General features: G+C 68.6%; 17 protein-coding genes. 10 read left to right on the top strand and 7 right to left on the bottom strand.

The window, feature by feature from the left end; genetic code table 11:
* The first annotated feature begins 1 nt into the window (after position 1).
* Positions 2 to 1,120 (top strand): phosphotransferase family protein, encoded by a 1,119-nt coding sequence (locus tag N1032_RS15590; protein WP_259540076.1) that lies wholly within the window; start codon positions 2 to 4, stop codon positions 1,118 to 1,120.
* Position 1,121: 1 nt separating this feature from the next.
* Positions 1,122 to 1,433 (top strand): cupin domain-containing protein, encoded by a 312-nt coding sequence (locus N1032_RS15595; RefSeq protein ID WP_259540077.1) that lies wholly within the window; start codon positions 1,122 to 1,124, stop codon positions 1,431 to 1,433.
* Between the two features lie 30 nt (positions 1,434 to 1,463).
* Here the strand turns inward: N1032_RS15595 and N1032_RS15600 are convergent, their stop codons facing one another.
* From N1032_RS15600 to N1032_RS15610, 3 genes are all read right to left on the bottom strand, one after another.
* Positions 1,464 to 2,147, bottom strand: coding sequence for a cupin domain-containing protein (locus N1032_RS15600; RefSeq protein WP_259540078.1), 684 nt, complete (start codon positions 2,145 to 2,147; stop codon positions 1,464 to 1,466).
* A gap of 98 nt (positions 2,148 to 2,245) precedes the next feature.
* Positions 2,246 to 3,031 (bottom strand): SDR family NAD(P)-dependent oxidoreductase, encoded by a 786-nt coding sequence (locus N1032_RS15605; RefSeq protein ID WP_259540079.1) that lies wholly within the window; start codon positions 3,029 to 3,031, stop codon positions 2,246 to 2,248.
* Position 3,032: 1 nt separating this feature from the next.
* The gene (locus tag N1032_RS15610) at positions 3,033 to 4,115 is read right to left on the bottom strand and encodes a ketopantoate reductase family protein (RefSeq protein WP_259540080.1); all 1,083 of its coding nucleotides are present in this window, start codon (positions 4,113 to 4,115) and stop codon (positions 3,033 to 3,035) included.
* Positions 4,116 to 4,227: 112 nt separating this feature from the next.
* Between N1032_RS15610 and N1032_RS15615 the strand changes: the two genes are divergently transcribed.
* From N1032_RS15615 to N1032_RS15625, 3 genes are read left to right on the top strand one after another with little or no spacing between them, the layout of a single operon-like run.
* Complete coding sequence (locus N1032_RS15615) at positions 4,228 to 5,265, top strand: ketopantoate reductase family protein (protein WP_259540081.1); 1,038 nt, start codon at positions 4,228 to 4,230, stop codon at positions 5,263 to 5,265.
* A complete protein-coding gene (locus N1032_RS15620) occupies positions 5,262 to 6,149 on the top strand; it encodes a sugar phosphate isomerase/epimerase family protein (RefSeq protein WP_259540082.1) in 888 nt (295 codons plus the stop codon). Before N1032_RS15615 ends, N1032_RS15620 begins: the two co-directional genes overlap by 4 nt.
* Before the next feature lie 25 nt (positions 6,150 to 6,174).
* Complete coding sequence (locus tag N1032_RS15625; protein WP_259540083.1) at positions 6,175 to 7,107, top strand: aldo/keto reductase; 933 nt, start codon at positions 6,175 to 6,177, stop codon at positions 7,105 to 7,107.
* Positions 7,108 to 7,148: 41 nt separating this feature from the next.
* Here N1032_RS15625 and N1032_RS15630 read toward each other — a convergent pair whose 3' ends face one another.
* Positions 7,149 to 7,367 (bottom strand): hypothetical protein, encoded by a 219-nt coding sequence (locus N1032_RS15630; RefSeq protein WP_259540084.1) that lies wholly within the window; start codon positions 7,365 to 7,367, stop codon positions 7,149 to 7,151.
* A gap of 57 nt (positions 7,368 to 7,424) precedes the next feature.
* Between N1032_RS15630 and N1032_RS15635 the strand changes: the two genes are divergently transcribed.
* Together N1032_RS15635 and N1032_RS15640 are read left to right on the top strand one after the other, a co-directional pair.
* Positions 7,425 to 7,886: a VOC family protein gene (locus N1032_RS15635; RefSeq protein WP_259540086.1), complete on the top strand. Its 462-nt coding sequence runs from the start codon at positions 7,425 to 7,427 to the stop codon at positions 7,884 to 7,886.
* A gap of 31 nt (positions 7,887 to 7,917) precedes the next feature.
* On the top strand, positions 7,918 to 8,385 hold the full coding sequence (locus tag N1032_RS15640) for a cupin domain-containing protein (RefSeq protein ID WP_259540087.1): 468 nt from the start codon (positions 7,918 to 7,920) through the stop codon (positions 8,383 to 8,385).
* 12 nt (positions 8,386 to 8,397) lie between these two features.
* Here the strand turns inward: N1032_RS15640 and N1032_RS15645 are convergent, their stop codons facing one another.
* From N1032_RS15645 to N1032_RS15655, 3 genes are all read right to left on the bottom strand, one after another.
* On the bottom strand, positions 8,398 to 9,930 hold the full coding sequence (locus N1032_RS15645; protein WP_259540088.1) for a sugar ABC transporter ATP-binding protein: 1,533 nt from the start codon (positions 9,928 to 9,930) through the stop codon (positions 8,398 to 8,400).
* An 8-nt stretch (positions 9,931 to 9,938) separates the two neighbouring features.
* A complete protein-coding gene (locus tag N1032_RS15650) occupies positions 9,939 to 10,898 on the bottom strand; it encodes an ABC transporter permease (RefSeq protein ID WP_259540089.1) in 960 nt (319 codons plus the stop codon).
* A gap of 103 nt (positions 10,899 to 11,001) precedes the next feature.
* Positions 11,002 to 12,243 (bottom strand): sugar ABC transporter substrate-binding protein, encoded by a 1,242-nt coding sequence (locus N1032_RS15655; protein WP_259540090.1) that lies wholly within the window; start codon positions 12,241 to 12,243, stop codon positions 11,002 to 11,004.
* Positions 12,244 to 12,603: 360 nt separating this feature from the next.
* Here N1032_RS15655 and N1032_RS15660 point away from each other — a divergent pair, with 360 nt between their 5' ends.
* From N1032_RS15660 to N1032_RS15670, 3 genes are all read left to right on the top strand, one after another.
* On the top strand, positions 12,604 to 13,407 hold the full coding sequence (locus tag N1032_RS15660) for an SDR family NAD(P)-dependent oxidoreductase (RefSeq protein WP_259540185.1): 804 nt from the start codon (positions 12,604 to 12,606) through the stop codon (positions 13,405 to 13,407).
* Positions 13,408 to 13,419: 12 nt separating this feature from the next.
* Positions 13,420 to 14,211, top strand: a complete 792-nt coding sequence (locus tag N1032_RS15665; protein WP_259540091.1) for an SDR family NAD(P)-dependent oxidoreductase — start codon at positions 13,420 to 13,422, stop codon at positions 14,209 to 14,211.
* Positions 14,212 to 14,281: 70 nt separating this feature from the next.
* Positions 14,282 to 15,061 (top strand): SDR family NAD(P)-dependent oxidoreductase, encoded by a 780-nt coding sequence (locus N1032_RS15670; RefSeq protein ID WP_259540092.1) that lies wholly within the window; start codon positions 14,282 to 14,284, stop codon positions 15,059 to 15,061.
* The last annotated feature ends 52 nt before the right edge of the window (positions 15,062 to 15,113 follow it).

Genomic DNA, 15,113 nt, shown 5'->3' on the forward strand with positions numbered 1-15,113 from the left:
GGTGACCGCGAACGGCGCCCCCGTGCCCACGGTGCACGTCACCGAGGTCGTCGACACGCCGGCGGATGCCGCGGCGCTCGTGGCCAGCGGCTCCCCGGCCCCGCTGCTCGTGATCGAGCCGCTCACGGCGTTCCTCGACGCGCGCGGCATCGGCGCGGGAGCGATCACCGCCACGCGCATCGGCGACGGGCAGTCGAACGTCACCTACGCCATCCGCCGCGGCGACGACCGCTTCGTGGTGCGCCGGGGGCCCCGGCCGCCGCTGCCGAAGTCGACCCACGACATGGCCCGCGAGGCCCGCGTTCAGTGGTTCGCCGCGGCCCACGGCGTTCCCGTGCCGCGCATCCTGGCCGTCTGCGACGACCCCGGGCTGCTCGGCGTGCCGTTCTACGTGATGGAGCACATCGACGGGCTCGTCATCACCGACGAGATCCCCGCGGCGCTCGACTCCCTCGACCAGCGGCGGCAGACCAGCGAGCAACTGGTCGACCTGCTGGTGAGCCTGCACGAGGTGCCGGTCGACGGCGACGACGCTGCGGGGCTCGGCCGCCCCGAGGGCTACCTCGAACGCCAGGTGGCGCGGTTCCGCGGGCTCTGGAGCGGCAATTCCGAGCGCGAGCTGCCCGTGGTCGACGAGCTCGGCGCGTGGCTCGCCGAACACCTGCCGGTGTCGGAGCGCACGGCGCTCATCCACGGCGACTACCGGCTCGGCAACGTGATGTTCCGACCCGAGGCACCGGCCCGAGCGCGGGCGCTGCTCGACTGGGAGATGTCGACCCTCGGCGACCCGCTCGCCGACGCCGGCTACCTCACGGCCATGTACGCCGACGCCTCCGCCCCGCCCACGGTGATGCAGCTGACCTCGGTCACCCGCGCACCGGGATACCTCACCCGCGACGAGATCGTCGAGCGTTACGCCGCCCGGTCGGGAGCGGATGTGTCGCGGCTGGCCTGGTACGAGACTCTCGCCCTGTGGAAGTCGGCGGTGTTCTGCGAGGCGATCTACACCCGCTGGCGGCACGGCGAACGACCCGACGACGATTTCGGACCCCGGCTGAAGGACGGTGTGCCCGACCTGCTCGAGGCAGCCCGTGCCGCCGCCGCGCGATTGGGAGAATGAGATGGCAGAACCGCTCCGCCTGCAGCATCCGTTGCAGCACATCGCCCCGACGCCCCCGCAGCGGAACGTCGACATGCACGAGAGCACCTACCGGTCCGGCGACCGCGAGACGGTGCCGCCGGCCGAGGCGCGGTCATGGGTGCACGGCTACGTCGTGTCGGGCAGCGTGCGGCTGGCGGTCGACGACCGCGATTGGGGATGCGGCCCGGGCGACTCGATCGTGATCGACGGCAAGCGGGGCTACCACGTCACCGGCGAGAGCGACGACCCCGCCCGGGTGGTGTGGTTCATCACCGGCGACACGGGCTTCTAGGCCCAAAGGGCCGAGGTCTGCCGAGCTTAGTCAGGGCACCTGACCGGGCAGCAGCTCGCCGCTGCCCTCGCTCTTGACGTCCCACTGCTCGAGGAACTCGCGGCGGCCCACCACGAACCAGATGCCGCGCGCCGGCTCCGAGGTGTGGTTGTAGAACATGTGCGGCCGCACCGAGTCGAAGCAGAGCGAGTCGCCCGGGCCCAGAACGTAGGTGGCGAAGTCGAGCCGAAGCGTGAGCTCGCCCGAGAGCAGGTAGGCGTATTCCACCCCGGCGTGGCGCATCATCTTGCCCTCGATCGAGCTCGAGGCGCCGGGTGCGTAGGTCACGATGAGGGGGTCGACGGTGTGGGTCGGGCCCACTGCCATGCGTTCCCAGACCACCCCGTTCTCCATCTCGATCACCGGGTTCTCCGACGCGCGCTGCACCGGCTGGTCGCCCGGTGTCTCCACGCTCGGCGTGACGGCCGCGTTCTCCTGCGGCGGCGCATCCGGAGCCGGCGGCGGGGGAGTGGCGCCCGATGCCAGCAGGTCGTCGATCGAGACGCCCAGATGGTTGACGAGCATGTAGAGGGTGCTCACCGAGGGCTGGGTCTTACCGGTCTCGACCTGCGACAGCAGGCTTGGCGACACCCCGATCGACGTCGCGACCGATCGCAGGCTGAGCTTCTGGCTCTCGCGCACGGCTCTCAACCGAGGCCCCAGCATCTCGTTCATGTGCAAACCGCCCTAGTCAGTCTCTCGGTACCGTGCGACTCCATCTTGGCGTGATGCCGGCTGCGCGACGCGCAACCGGCACCACAACGACGGCGCGGCTAGACGAAGATTACGCCGCCGTTCACGTCGAGCGTCGCACCGGTGATGTAGGCCGCGTCGCCGGTCGAGAGAAAATAGACCGCGTCGGCGATGGCTTTGGGGTCGCCGGCGACCTTGAGCGGGATCTTGCCCCACTCGATGTCGCGCATCTCCTCGAACGTGATGCCGCGCTCTGCGGCCTCGCCCGCGAGAGCCTTCTGGTGCATCGGGGTGTTGATGTTGCCGGGCGCCACGGCGTTGACCCGGATGCCGACCTCGGCGAGCTCCGACGCGAGGCACTGCACGAAGCTGATCACGCCGGCCTTCGAGGTGCAGTACGACGAGTAGAAGGCGTGCCCCTGACGGCCCCAGAACGACGCGATGGCCACGACCGAGGCGCCCGAGTTCTCGGGCAGCAGCGGCACGAGTTCGCGCGAGGCGAGGAAGACGCCGCGCAGGTTGGTGTTGTGCACGCGGTCCCACTCCTCGGTCGACAGCGAGAGCACCGGGGCGCCCTCGGTCTGCACGGTTCCGGCGACGAGCGCGAGCGTGTCGATGCGGCCGGCCCACTCCTTGACCGCGGCGGCGGCGTCGCGAAGCGACTCCTCCGACGACTGGTCGACCACGAGCGGAAGCAGTTCCGCGTCGGGGTAGTCGGCGAGGATGTCGGCCTGCACGCTCTCGATGGCCTCGAGGAAGAGGTCGGCCAGCACCACCCGGTCGCCTGCGGCGACGAACTTGCGCACGGTCTCACGGCCGATGCCGCCACTGGCGCCGGTGACGAATGCGACTCTGCTCTCTGACACTTCAATTACCTCCATGTGTGTTGGGTCGTGTTGTGGTGGTTCTGAGTTCGGCCGTGCGGGCCCGCAGCGGCTCGAACAGCTCGGTGCCGCGGGTGAGCTCGCCCCGCTCGATGTCGTGGGCGAGCTCGACCATGGCCGCGTTCGCCGGGGCGGACTCGCCGTGCTGCTCGAGCGTCGCGACGACGTGGCCGTTGAGTTCGTCGACCTCGCTGTGCCGGCCCTTGATCCAGTCCTGCAGCACGGTCGACCGCGAGTGGGTGAGGATGTAGTGGGCCAGTAGCTCGTCGAGCACGGTCTCGACGAAGGTCTCGGGGGTGGTGTCGGGCATGCCGAAGATGGGCCGGATGGTCGCACCGTCGAGCTGCGCGGCGCGCACGGCCTCGTTGCCGGCCTCGAGCATCAGCTCGCGCATGCCCGGGTAGCGGGCGCAGTCGGCGATCGACAGGTCGAGGATGGCGCTCGGCACGAGTTCGGCGGCGTTGAGGATGAGCTTCATCCACTTGGCGGAATCGATGTCGTCGGTGGCCTCGACGGTGCCCGCGTGGCGGAGCAGGCCGGCCACGGTCTCGACGTGGTGGGCGGCCGCCGGGTGCACGGCGCCGACCGCGAACCAGGAGCGGTCGTGGGCACTGTGCCGCTCGACGACGCCGGGCGTGTACATGGCCGAGGTGATCTCGATGACGGCGCCGACGGCACGGTGCTCACCGACCACGTCGGCGATGGCCTCGCCCGTCATGCCGTTCTGAACGCCCACCACCACGCCGTCGTCGGCGAGGTAGGGCGCGATGAGTTCAGCGGCCCAGCGTGTGTCGTAGGCCTTCACAAGCAGCAGCACGACGTCGAAGGGCCGGCGCAGGGTGGCCACCTCGCAGAGGTGGAGGATCTCGACCGGGGTGACGGTGGTCTCGCCCGCCAGCTCGACCCGCACGCCGTCACGGCGGATGGCCTCGACATTGGCGGGCCACTGGTCGATGAACGTGACATCCAGGCCCGCTCGCACCAGATCGACGCCGATGGCCGAGCCGTTCGCGCCGGTGCCGAGAACCGCGATCCGTGGGGCGGCGTTCTTCATCGTGTGCTCCATTGCACCTTCCCTTGTACAGTGTTTGTACAGTTGCAATATACATGACAAGTGGTCTGCGACAGTGCTAGCGTACGATGTTAATCAGTGTTGAACTCGAAGAAGAGGTAAAACGATGGCCGATCCCACGTTCGCATTCGTCGGGACAGGAGCCAACGGGGCATCCATCGGTGCCGACCTGATCCGGGCCGGCCTCGACGTGGTGTTCATCGAGCAGTGGCCGTCGCACGTCGAGGCGATGCGCGAGCGCGGACTCACCGTTCACCTGCCCGATCGCACCGAGGTCACGCCGGTGGAGGCCTACCACTTCTGTCAGGTGGCCGAGCTGCGCACGACCTTCGACGTGGTGTTCATCTCGGTCAAGACCTATGACACACGCTGGGTCGCGGAGCTCATCCGCCCCTTGCTCGGGCCGGAATCGGTGGTCGTCGGCCTGCAGAACGGCATGACGGTCGACGACGTGGCGGAGATCTGCGGCGCCGAGCGCAGCGTGGGCGCGGTGCTCGGCATCGCGGCGAACATGTTCGAGCCCGGCGTCGTGGTGCGGCAGTACGACAAGACCGAGACCTGGATCACGGTCGGAGCGCTCGACGGCCACCCGTCGGCCGGCGTCGCGCTGGCCGCGGAGGCGCTCGGCCATGCCTCCGTGGCGAGCGTGACCGACGACATCCGGGCGGCAAAGTGGATGAAGCTCATCGCCAACGTGCCCGAGATGCTGCCGTCGGCGATCCTCAGTGTTCCGCTGCTGACCGCCGTCGGCTTCGACGGCATGCGGCCGGTGATGGATGCCGCGTCGCGCGAGGCCTACGCGGTGGCGATCGCGCTCGGAGTGCACATGGTTCCGATCTTCGGGTTGACCGAGGCCGAGGTTCCGCCCGACGACTCCTACTCGTTGCTGCTGCTCGATCAGGTGCTGCAGTTCTACTCGCGACCCGACACCCGGGTCGCGGTGCTGCAGGACTGGATGAAGGGGCGGCGAGCCGAGCTCGATGCGTTCAGCGGGTACATCGTGCGGAAGGGCCATGAGGTCGGGGTGCCGGTGCCGGTGAACGAGGGGATCCTCGCCGTGGCCGAGCGCATCGAGAGAGGCGAGCTCCGCCCCGACGTCGAGAACGTCGCCGAGCTCGCGTCGCTCTTGGAGCCGGCGGCATGACCGGCCGCGACATCCCGCTGCTCGCCACCTGCTGGACCAGCGCGGGAGACGCGGCGCCGCAGGTGGGCGACGAGCGCAGCCCGATCGACCTGCGCCGGCGCATCGAGACGGCGGCCGCGAGCGGATGGTCGGGGTTCGGCCTCGTGCACGCCGACCTGATCGCCTTCCGCGAGACCCGGGGCGGGCTGGCGGAGCTCGACGCGATCCTGCGCGACAACGGCATGGGGTTCGTCGAACTGGAGTTCCTGGGGGAGTGGTGGACCGAGGGTGAGCGGCGTGCGGCATCCGATCTGATCCGGCGTGACCTGTTCGACGCCGCCGAAGCGCTGGGAGCCCGCACCGTGAAGGTGGCGGCGGCGATGGAAGACCAGGCGATCGACGACCCCGACGTGTTCGCCCGCGAGCTCGATGCGCTGGCGAGCGAGGCCGTCGAACACGGCACGCGCGTCGCCCTCGAGCCGATGCCGTTCTCGTCGAACCTGCGCACCGTGCAGGAGGGGGCCGCTCTGCTCGACGCCATCGGCAACCCGGGGGCCGGCCTCTGCATCGACATCTGGCACGTCTACCGCACGCAGACCGACTACTCCGTGGTGGCCGGGCTGCCGCGCGACTACGTGTTCGTCGTGGAGCTCGACGATGGGGCGGCCCAGCCGACGGGCTCGCTCTGGAGCGACACCATCGACCGCCGGCGCTATCCCGGTCGCGGTGATTTCGACGTGCCCGCCTTCGCGCGGGCCGTTCGCGCGACCGGGTTCGACGGGCCGTGGGGGGTCGAGATCATCTCGGCCGAGCACCGGGCCCGCCCGATCGAAGAATCCCTTCCCGAACTGGCCCGGGAGGTGCGAGCCTGTTTCGATCAGGCCGACGCGCCCGGGCACCCCTGACCGTCGACCGTCGAAAGGACAACGCATGCAGCTCACCACGATCGGAGCCACCGGGCTCGAGGTCTCGTCGGTGTCGTTCGGCACCGCCCCGCTCGGGCAGCTGTTCGGGCCGGTTCCGCTCGAGAACGGGGTGGCCGCCGTCGACGAGGCGATCGACCTCGGCATCACGTTCTTCGACTCGTCGCCCTATTACGGTGACGCCGAGGAGCGCCTCGGCATCGCCCTCAAGGGAAAGCGCGACCGCGTGCTCGTCGGCACCAAGGCGGGGCGCAACCCGGGTGAGATCTTCGACTTCAGCGCGGAGGGCATCCGGCGCAACGTCGAGGAGAGCCTGCGGCGGCTGCAGACCGACTACCTCGATGTGCTGCAGCTGCACGACATCGAGTTCGTCGACCTCGACCCGGTGCTCGACGAGGGCTACGCCACCCTGCTGGCGCTGCGCGAGGAGGGCAAGTGCCGGGCGATCGGCATGACGGGCTACTCGCTCGCCGCCGCCCGCCGCGTGCTCACCGAGACCGAGGTCGACGTGCTGCTGAACTTCGCGCACGGCACGCTGCTCGACAACTCGCTCTCGGACACCTTGGGTGACGTCGCCCGCGAGCGCGGGGTGGCCCTGATGAACGCCGCCGCGGTGGCGCTCGGGCTGCTGACCCCCGCCATCCACCGCATCGCGGCCGAGGGGCACATGTCGCCCGACGGCGTGGTCGCCGCGGCGCTGCGGATGTCGGAGGTGTGCGAGGCCGCGGGCGCCGACATCGCGTTCCTGGCCAACCAGTACGCCATCCAGCGCAGCGGAGCCATCACGACGGTCATCGGCACGACGAACCTTCACCACTTGCGTCAAGCCGTGGAGGCGGCATCCGCCCCCATCGACGAGGAACTGCTGCAGGCGGTGCTGGCCTGTCGCCCCGACACGGCCACGCACCAGTGGCAGCTGGGCCTGCCCGAGAACGCCTGACGGGCGGGCGGGCTCGCCCCCGCTCGCCCGTCGGCCGCTCGCTAGCGACGGTTCGAGGCGCGGGGAGGGCGGCGCACCCAGAGGCGCACCAGTGCCGCCAGGCAGAACACGACCGTCAGCGCGGCGGCGACCCAGAGCAGGTTGCTCAAGATGACGAGGGTCCACGAGCCGGACGGGCCGAAGACCGCGACCAGGGCGACCGGGATGGCGCCCGCGACGATCGCGCAGCCGAGCACGATCAGCACGCCTCGAACTCCCACACCGCAAACCTACGGCGACCGGTGGACGCCGTCGAGCATGTGCGCTAGATCTAGGTCATGACGTCGCCGGGCATCCACCACACCGCCATCATCGTCGCCGACCTCGATGCGAGCGTGCGGTTCTACCGCGACGGCATCGGGCTCGCGGTGCTCACCGACCGAACCGTGTCGGGCGACTGGCCCGCACTGTTCGGCGCGCCCACCACCACGCTCCGGGCCGTCTTCCTGGGCGACCCGGATGTCGTCGACGACCACGCCGGGGTGCTCGAGCTCAACTCCTTCGAGCCGGTCGCCGAGCCGGATCCGCGGTCGCCTCTGTCGCCCGGACTGTTCCTGCTGTCGTTCTTCGTCGACGTCGAGGCGACGCTCGACCGTCTGGCCGCGCTCGGGCTGGGAGGAGCGCCGAACCGGGTGGTGCAGGAGACCCCGGCCGGCGCGATCACGATCGCCACCGTGCACGACCCCGACGGCGTGACGATCCTGCTCACCCCCGGCTCGATCACCCGACCCCGCGCGTAGGGAGCGCTCGAAGAAACAAAGGAGATCACTCGTGGATCACCGTCCCCACCCCCTCGTGGTTCAGCCCGGAGAAGCGGCCACGGTGTCACTCGCCGACGGCACGTTCGAACTGCTCGTCGACGGCGGTGCGGTCAGCGCCAGTCGGCTCACCCTCGCGGCCGGCGCCGACGGCGCACCGCCCCACCACCACCAGCGCTCGCACGAGGTGTTCTACGTGCTCGGCGGAACGATGCTGTTCCGGCTCGGCGACGAGCTGGTCACGGTGACGCAGGGAGGCGTGGTGATCGTGCCGCCGGGCCTCACCCACGTGTTCGGTGCGGCGGAGGGCGAGACCGCCGATGTCTACGTCGTGCTGAGTCCCGGCATCGAGCGCTTCGGCTACTTCGAGCGGCTGGCGGCCATCAGCCGGGGAGAAGCCGAGTTCGCGTCGCTCATTCCGGAGCAGGAGCGCTACGACGTGCACTTCGACGACGTGCCCGCCTGGCGGCACGTCGCCTGACGCGGCGTCAGGTCAGACCATCGCTGCGACGAGGTCGACCTCCGACGGCGGCGCGGTCACGTCGACGGCCACGGTCGAGGTGACCTTGCCGTCTTTCATCACCACGATGCGGTCGGACATCGACAGGATCTCAGGCAGGTCGTCGCTGATCAGCATCACCGATACACCCTGCTGGGTGAGGCCCTCGATGATGCGGTAGATCTCGGCCTTCGCGCCGACATCCACACCGTTGGTGGGGTTGTCGAGCACGAGCAGCTTCGATCCGAGCGTGATCCAGCGGGCCAGCAGCACCTTCTGCTGGTTGCCGCCGCTGAGGTTGCCGACGAGCGTGTCGGGGCCCGGGGCTTTGATGTTGAGGTCTTTGATGGCCGTGTCGGCGTTGGTCGTCTCACGATTGCCGCTCACGATGACGGGCCCGAGGGCCGCGCCGATCTCGGGCAGCGAGATGTTGTGCGACACCGACATGCCGGCGATGATGCCGTCACGGTGACGCTCGTTCGACACGTAGCCGAGACTCGACCGGATGCCGGCCCGCGAACCCTGGCGCGCGGGCTCGACGCCGTTCACCTTCAACGTGCCGGTGGCGCCCTGTCCGAGCTCGAACACGGCGCGCCCGAGGTCGGACTTGCCCGAACCCACCACGCCGGCCACCCCGAGCACCTCACCGGGCAGGATCTGCAGCGAGATGTCGCTGAAGCCCTCGCCGGTGAAGCCCGAGAGCTCGAGCCGCGGCTCGGTCTCGTCGTTCGTGCGCGCCGCGCGGGTGTGCCGCTCGGCCTCGCGCCCCACCATGAGGGAGTGGATCTCTTTCTCGGTCAGCGCGGTCGGGTCGTTCTGCACACTCACGACCGTGCCGTCTTTCAGCACCACCATGCGATCGCAGAGCTCTATGATCTCGTCGAGCCGGTGCGACACGAACACCTGAGCGGCCTGGTTCTTGATGCGCCGCACGAAGTCGAAGAAGAACTCGATCTGCTCGCGCGAGAGGGCGCTCGTCGGCTCGTCGTGCAGGATGACCGGATGCGTGATGCCGAGCAGGCGGGCCTGCGCGAGCGACCGCACGATCTCGACCACCTGGCGCTCGGCGAACTTCAGCGAGTCGAGCTCGGCGGTGGGGTCGAGATCGACCGAGAGCTCGTCGAAGATCTCCTGCGTCTTCTGCACCATGCGGCGCTGGCTGATGATGCCGAACCGCGTGAAGGCCTTCTCGTGCGCGAGGTAGACGTTCTCGGCCACCGTCATGTTGGGCACGAGCGCCTGGTGCTGGAAGATGCGGAAGATGCCCGACTCGGTGGCGGCCCGGTAGCTGTCGAACTGCGTGGTGGAGCCGTTGAACATCAGCTCGCCCGAATCGGGCGCGAGGGTGCCGCTCATCAGGCTGAGCAGGGTCGACTTGCCGGCCCCGTTCTCACCCACGAGGCCGAGCACCTCGCCGACGCGCACGTCGAGCGAGATCGACCGTACGGCCTTCACCGGCCCGAAGCTCTTGACGATGTCGCGCGCCTGCAACAGAGGCGCGTGGGTCTCGATGATCACATCGGTCATGACGTCTCCTACTTGATGACGGTGAGCTTGGAGCGGTCGAGCGTGAGGGCCACCGCGAGGATGACGACCGCGCCCTGGATGATGTCCTGCAGGTAGGGCGCGACGCCCATGGTGTTGAGGCCGACGCTGAGCGTCGTGATCACGAGCACACCGAGGATGGTGCGGTGCACGCCACCGACACCACCGGTGAGGGCCGTGCCGCCGATGACCACCGCGGCGATCGAGTCGAGGGTGAGCCGGTCGCCCATGCCGGGCGTCGCCGCGCCGATGCGCGAGGCGAGCAGCACGCCCGCGATCGCGGCCATGACACCCGAGAGCACGAGCACCCAGAGCTTCATGCGGCGGATCGGGATGCCGGCGAGCCCCGACACCACCTCGGCGCCGCCGATGGCGAAGGTGTAGCGGCCGAACCGGGTCTTGGCGCCGACGTAGCTGATGATGAGCCAGAGCAGGATGGCCCAGAGCGCGATGTTCGGCAGCCCGAACAGGAACCGGCCCTGCGAGATGTTGGTGAAGTCGAGGTTGAACACCTGCACGGGGCGCCCGCCCACGAACCACAGGCCGATGCCGCCGACGACGAGGCTCATGCCGAGCGTGGTCAAGAAGCTCGGCACCTTGGCGTAGGCGAAGATGATGCCGTTGGCGAGACCCACGATCACGCCGACCGCGATGCCCGCGAGGATCGCGACGACCCAGGAGCCGTCTTTGGCGACCGTGGCCGACACGAGACCGGCCAGGGTCACGGTGGCGCCGACCGAGAGGTCGATGCTGCCCATCAAGACGACGAACGTCATGCCGATGGCCACCACGAGCAGTGCCGACGACTCGCGCAGGATCGTGACGGCGGTGTTGGGCTGGAAGAAGGACGGCGCCAGCAGGGAGAACAGGAGAAGGAGGACGATGATGCCGCCGATCGGCAACGCCACCCCCTTGAGCCCCCGCACTACAACGTTGTTTCGGCCACTCATGATCGGACTCCGTACGGTTTCGAATGGTTGATGGGGTCAAGCAGAGAGGGGTCTGGGTGGTTCGGAGCACGGATGCCCCGAACCACCCAGACCGATGATGGTGCTAGTCGCGACGCAACAGCTTCCAGTGGTCGTCCCACTCCTGGGTGACCGCGTCCATGTTGGGCAGCGCCGCCTCGTACTCCGGCGGGTAGCTGAACCCGGCCGGCTGGTCGGCGAACGACCACATCTCCTCCATGTTGAGCGGGCGCACGCCGTTCTGCGGGTCCCAGTCATCCGGGTAGGCGACCTTGCTCATCTTCACCCAGTCGTAGGGGTCGGATTCGCCGGCGTAGGTCGACAGGTAGTCGGCCGCGTTGTCGGCGTCGACGATGATGCCGTCCCACCACAGCTGGCGGTTGAGGGGGTCGACCTTGGCGCCCTTGCAGTAGTCGAGCGCCTGCACGAACGAGAATCCGGCGGTCCACTGCGGAAGGCTGGAGTACACGGCGTACATCTGGCCGTTCTGGATCAGCTCGACCGTCGAGGCGTTGCCGTCCATGCCCGTGATCGGAACACCGGTGATGCCGGCCTCGGTGAGGGCGTTGAGGGCGCCGACTCCGACGTCGTCGTTCTGGCCGAACACGGCGTCGATCTTGTCGACGCGCGAGATGATGCCGGCCATGGCGGTGCGGGCGTCATCGCGGTTCCACTCGCCCGGCTCCTCGGCGACCAGCTTGATGTCGGGGTACTCGGCGAGGGCCTTGTTGAAGCCTTCGGTGCGCTGGGTGTCGGGAGTCGCACCGGGGTGACCGGTGATGTGCACGACGTTGCCCTTGCCGCCGATCTTGTCGAACAGCTTCTTGGCGAGTTCATAGGCGGCCTGGGTGGACTGCGGGGTCTGGTAGAGCACGTACTGGTCGCCGGTGTCGAACGGTGACGTCCAGTTCGGCTGCTCCCACGTGTTGGCGAAGCAGACGTCGTTGTCCTGGGCCAGCTTCGCCATCGCCGGCACGTTCGCCGGGTCGGGTGCGGTGACGAAGATGATCTTCGCCCCGGCGTCGATCTGCTGCTGGAACTGGGCGAGCTCGGTGGCGGGGTCGCCCTCGTTGGTGAGCGCGACGTACTTTCCGTTGAAGGCCTCGACGGCGCGACGTGCGCCCTGATCCCATCCGGAGTAGTAGTCGTTGTTCAGCGAGGTGAACAACGAGACGACGGTCTCGCCCTTGAGGTCGACCGATTCGGGCAGAGCGCTCTGGGTCGCGCCCGCTCCGGATGTCGACGAGGCGCCGCCGGCGCTGCAGCCGGTGAGCACCAGGCTCAGAGCCGCCGCCCCGACTATGCCGACCTTGAATGTTCGTTTCATGTCACTCCTTCGTGATCAGTCCTGGCGGGATCGGTCGTGGCTCAATGGCTCGTCACCGCGCTTGGGGACCAGTGTACAACCACACTGTCGGGTCAACTATCGTGTCTTGAGCCTCACTGCACAACCGTTGCACACTAACAAATTGATAACTTGACCGAGAAACATCATCGATGTCCCGGGCAATTTAGGCAATAGTCGGCGTGAATCCGCTCGTCTGAGCGGGGCGGCGCGGCGACTCGCCGACGTCTGGACACATTGCAAAGCGTTCAGTAACGTTGAATTATGGTCGTGCCGCTCTGACGGCGCTGAACATCCGACGAAGCCGTCGGCATCGACCTGTCAACAAGGAGGCTGACATTGGTGGATCTTGGACTCACGGGCAAGAACGTGCTCGTCACCGGAAGCGCGACGGGCATCGGCAGGTCGGTGGTCGAGGCCTTCGCCCGGGAGGGAGCGCGGATCGTCGGTGTCGACATCCGTGACGATCTGATCACGGAATACGCCGCGGAGACTGGCTTCGGTGACAGCATCACGGCGGTGCACGCCGACATGACGGTGGCCGACGACATCCGCAGCGCTCTCGAGCAGGTGACGGAGACGTTCGGCGGCGCGCCCGACATCCTCGTGAACAACGTCGGGGCCGGCCGGCTCGCATCGTTCGAAGAACTCACCGACGACGACTTCCACCGCACCTTCGAGCTGAACTTCTTCTCGATGGTGCGCGTGTGCCGGGCGCTCGTTCCCGCGATGTACGCCGCCGGCAAGGGAGCGGTCGTCAACGTCACCTCCGACCTGTCGCGTCAGGCCGAAGACGTCATCGTCGACTACGCCGCCTCGAAGGCCGCCGTCGCGAGCGTGTCGAAGTCGCTCGCCCGCGCCTACGCGCCGCGGGTGCGGGTGAACAACGTGGCGCCTGGCCCGATCTGGACCCCGTTCTGGAGCGACGCCGACAAGGGCTGGCTCAAGAACATCGAGGCCGCCTACGGCAAGAGCGGCCAGGATGCCGTCGACGCCCTCATCTCCGACCGCGGCATCCCGATGGGCCGCATGGGCACGCCCGAAGAGGTGGCCAACGCCGTGCTCTTCCTCAGCTCCGACGCCGCGGGGTTCACCACCGGGTCGACGCTCGGCGTCGACGGTGGATCCGTTCGCGCGACCCTCTAGAAAGGAATTCAGATGAAGACGACGAAGTCGAACCGCGCCGTGGTGATCACCGGCGCGAGCGGAGGCATGGGCCGCGAAGCCGCCGCCCGCTATCTCGAGCTGGGCGATCGCGTTGCACTGCTCGACGTGGATGCCGCGACGCTCGCGTCGGTCGCGGGGGAGCTGCGTGCGCAGTTCCCCTCGGCGGACGTGCTGGAGGTGACGTGCAACGTGGCCTCGCCGGAGTCGGTCGAGGCGGCGCGCGACACCGTGGCCGCGTGGTCGGGCGAGGTCGACGTGCTGGCCCTCATCGCCGGCGTGCTGCAGAAGGCGGGCCCGATCACCGAGCTCTCGATCGACGAGTGGGACCGCACGCAGAACATCAACCTGCGCGGGGTGTTCTTGATGGCCCGCACGTTCATCCCGCTCATGCCGAGCAACGACGGCGCCTCGATCGTCACCATCGGCAGCTGGTACGGCCGGTCGGGCCACGCGCTGTTCTCGGCCTACTGCGCCTCGAAGGCCGGCGTGATCAACCTCACCCAGACCATCGCCGCCGAGCTCGCCGAGAAGGGCATCCGCGCCAACGTGGTGTGTCCCGGCAACATCGACACCCAGATGCACCGCAAGGCGCTGCACGAGGAGGCGGAGTCGCGGGGCATCACGTTCGAGGAGATGAAGGCCATCGAGTGGGCGAAGATCCCGCTCGGCATCGCCGGGCCCGCCTCGACCATCGTCGACGCCGTCGAGTTCCTCACCTCGGCCCACGCCTCGTACATCACCGGGGCGTCGATCGACGTCAACGGCGGGGTGCTCTTCCACTGAGCCGGCTGCGCCGAACCCCACGATCATCACCCCTTCTCGTTCACACCCCTCTCACCTCAAGGAAGAAGACATGACTGCTCGTCTCACCGGAAAGACCATCGTCGTCACGGGCGGCGGCTCGGGCATCGGCGCCGGCATCGGCCGCGGCCTCGGCAACGAGGGCGCCAACGTGGTGCTCGCCGACCTCAACCTCGACGCCGCCCAGGCGGTCGCCGACGAGATCACGGCCTCCGGCGGCTCCGCGATCGCCGTGCAGGTCGACGTCGCCGACCGCGCCACCGTCGCCGCGGGCATCGCGAAGGCCGTCGAGGCCTACGGCCGCCTCGACGCCTACTTCAACAACGCCGGCATGAACGCGCCGATGAAGTTCCTCGAGATCACCGAGGACAACTTCTCGCTGATCATGCGCATCAACGCACTCGGCGTGCTCATCGGCACCCAGGAGGCGGCGAAGCAGTTCATCGCCCAGGGCGGCGGCGGAAAGGTGATCAACACGGCGTCGATCGCCGGCCGCACCGGCTTCGCGAGCTTCGCCCCCTACAGCGCCTCGAAGGCCGCGGTCATCTCGCTCACGCAGGCGGCCGCCCGGTCGCTCGCCGAGCACGGCATCACCGTCAACGGGTTCGCCCCGGGCGTCGTGGCGACCCCGCTGTGGAAGAAGCTCGACGCCGACCTCGAGAAGATGGGCGAGGGCGACTCGGGCTTCGACTCGATGGCCTCCGGCATCCTGCTCGGGCGCCCGGCGGAGCCGGAGGACATCGCGCCGACCGCCATCTTCCTGGCCTCGAGCGACTCCGACTACATCACCGGCCAGATCATGGCCATCGAAGGCGGCATGATCCTGGTCTGACGCCGGCCCGGGCCCGCTAGTCTGGAAGACTTTCTTCCAGGCAGGAGCGGGC

The organism is Herbiconiux daphne (assembly GCF_024979295.1).
GTDB lineage: Bacteria > Actinomycetota > Actinomycetes > Actinomycetales > Microbacteriaceae > Herbiconiux > Herbiconiux daphnes.

What these genes read in the sequence shown, in the direction of transcription:
- N1032_RS15595 (WP_259540077.1), top strand. Translation starts at nt 1,122, where the DNA reads ATGGCAGAACCGCTCCGCCTGCAGCATCCGTTGCAGCACATCGCCCCG.
- N1032_RS15600 (WP_259540078.1), bottom strand. Translation starts at nt 2,147, where the DNA reads ATGAACGAGATGCTGGGGCCTCGGTTGAGAGCCGTGCGCGAGAGCCAG.
- N1032_RS15610 (WP_259540080.1), bottom strand. Translation starts at nt 4,115, where the DNA reads ATGGAGCACACGATGAAGAACGCCGCCCCACGGATCGCGGTTCTCGGC.
- N1032_RS15615 (WP_259540081.1), top strand. Translation starts at nt 4,228, where the DNA reads ATGGCCGATCCCACGTTCGCATTCGTCGGGACAGGAGCCAACGGGGCA.
- N1032_RS15620 (WP_259540082.1), top strand. Translation starts at nt 5,262, where the DNA reads ATGACCGGCCGCGACATCCCGCTGCTCGCCACCTGCTGGACCAGCGCG.
- N1032_RS15625 (WP_259540083.1), top strand. Translation starts at nt 6,175, where the DNA reads ATGCAGCTCACCACGATCGGAGCCACCGGGCTCGAGGTCTCGTCGGTG.
- N1032_RS15635 (WP_259540086.1), top strand. Translation starts at nt 7,425, where the DNA reads ATGACGTCGCCGGGCATCCACCACACCGCCATCATCGTCGCCGACCTC.
- N1032_RS15645 (WP_259540088.1), bottom strand. Translation starts at nt 9,930, where the DNA reads ATGACCGATGTGATCATCGAGACCCACGCGCCTCTGTTGCAGGCGCGC.
- N1032_RS15650 (WP_259540089.1), bottom strand. Translation starts at nt 10,898, where the DNA reads ATGAGTGGCCGAAACAACGTTGTAGTGCGGGGGCTCAAGGGGGTGGCG.
- N1032_RS15655 (WP_259540090.1), bottom strand. Translation starts at nt 12,243, where the DNA reads ATGAAACGAACATTCAAGGTCGGCATAGTCGGGGCGGCGGCTCTGAGC.
- N1032_RS15665 (WP_259540091.1), top strand. Translation starts at nt 13,420, where the DNA reads ATGAAGACGACGAAGTCGAACCGCGCCGTGGTGATCACCGGCGCGAGC.
- N1032_RS15670 (WP_259540092.1), top strand. Translation starts at nt 14,282, where the DNA reads ATGACTGCTCGTCTCACCGGAAAGACCATCGTCGTCACGGGCGGCGGC.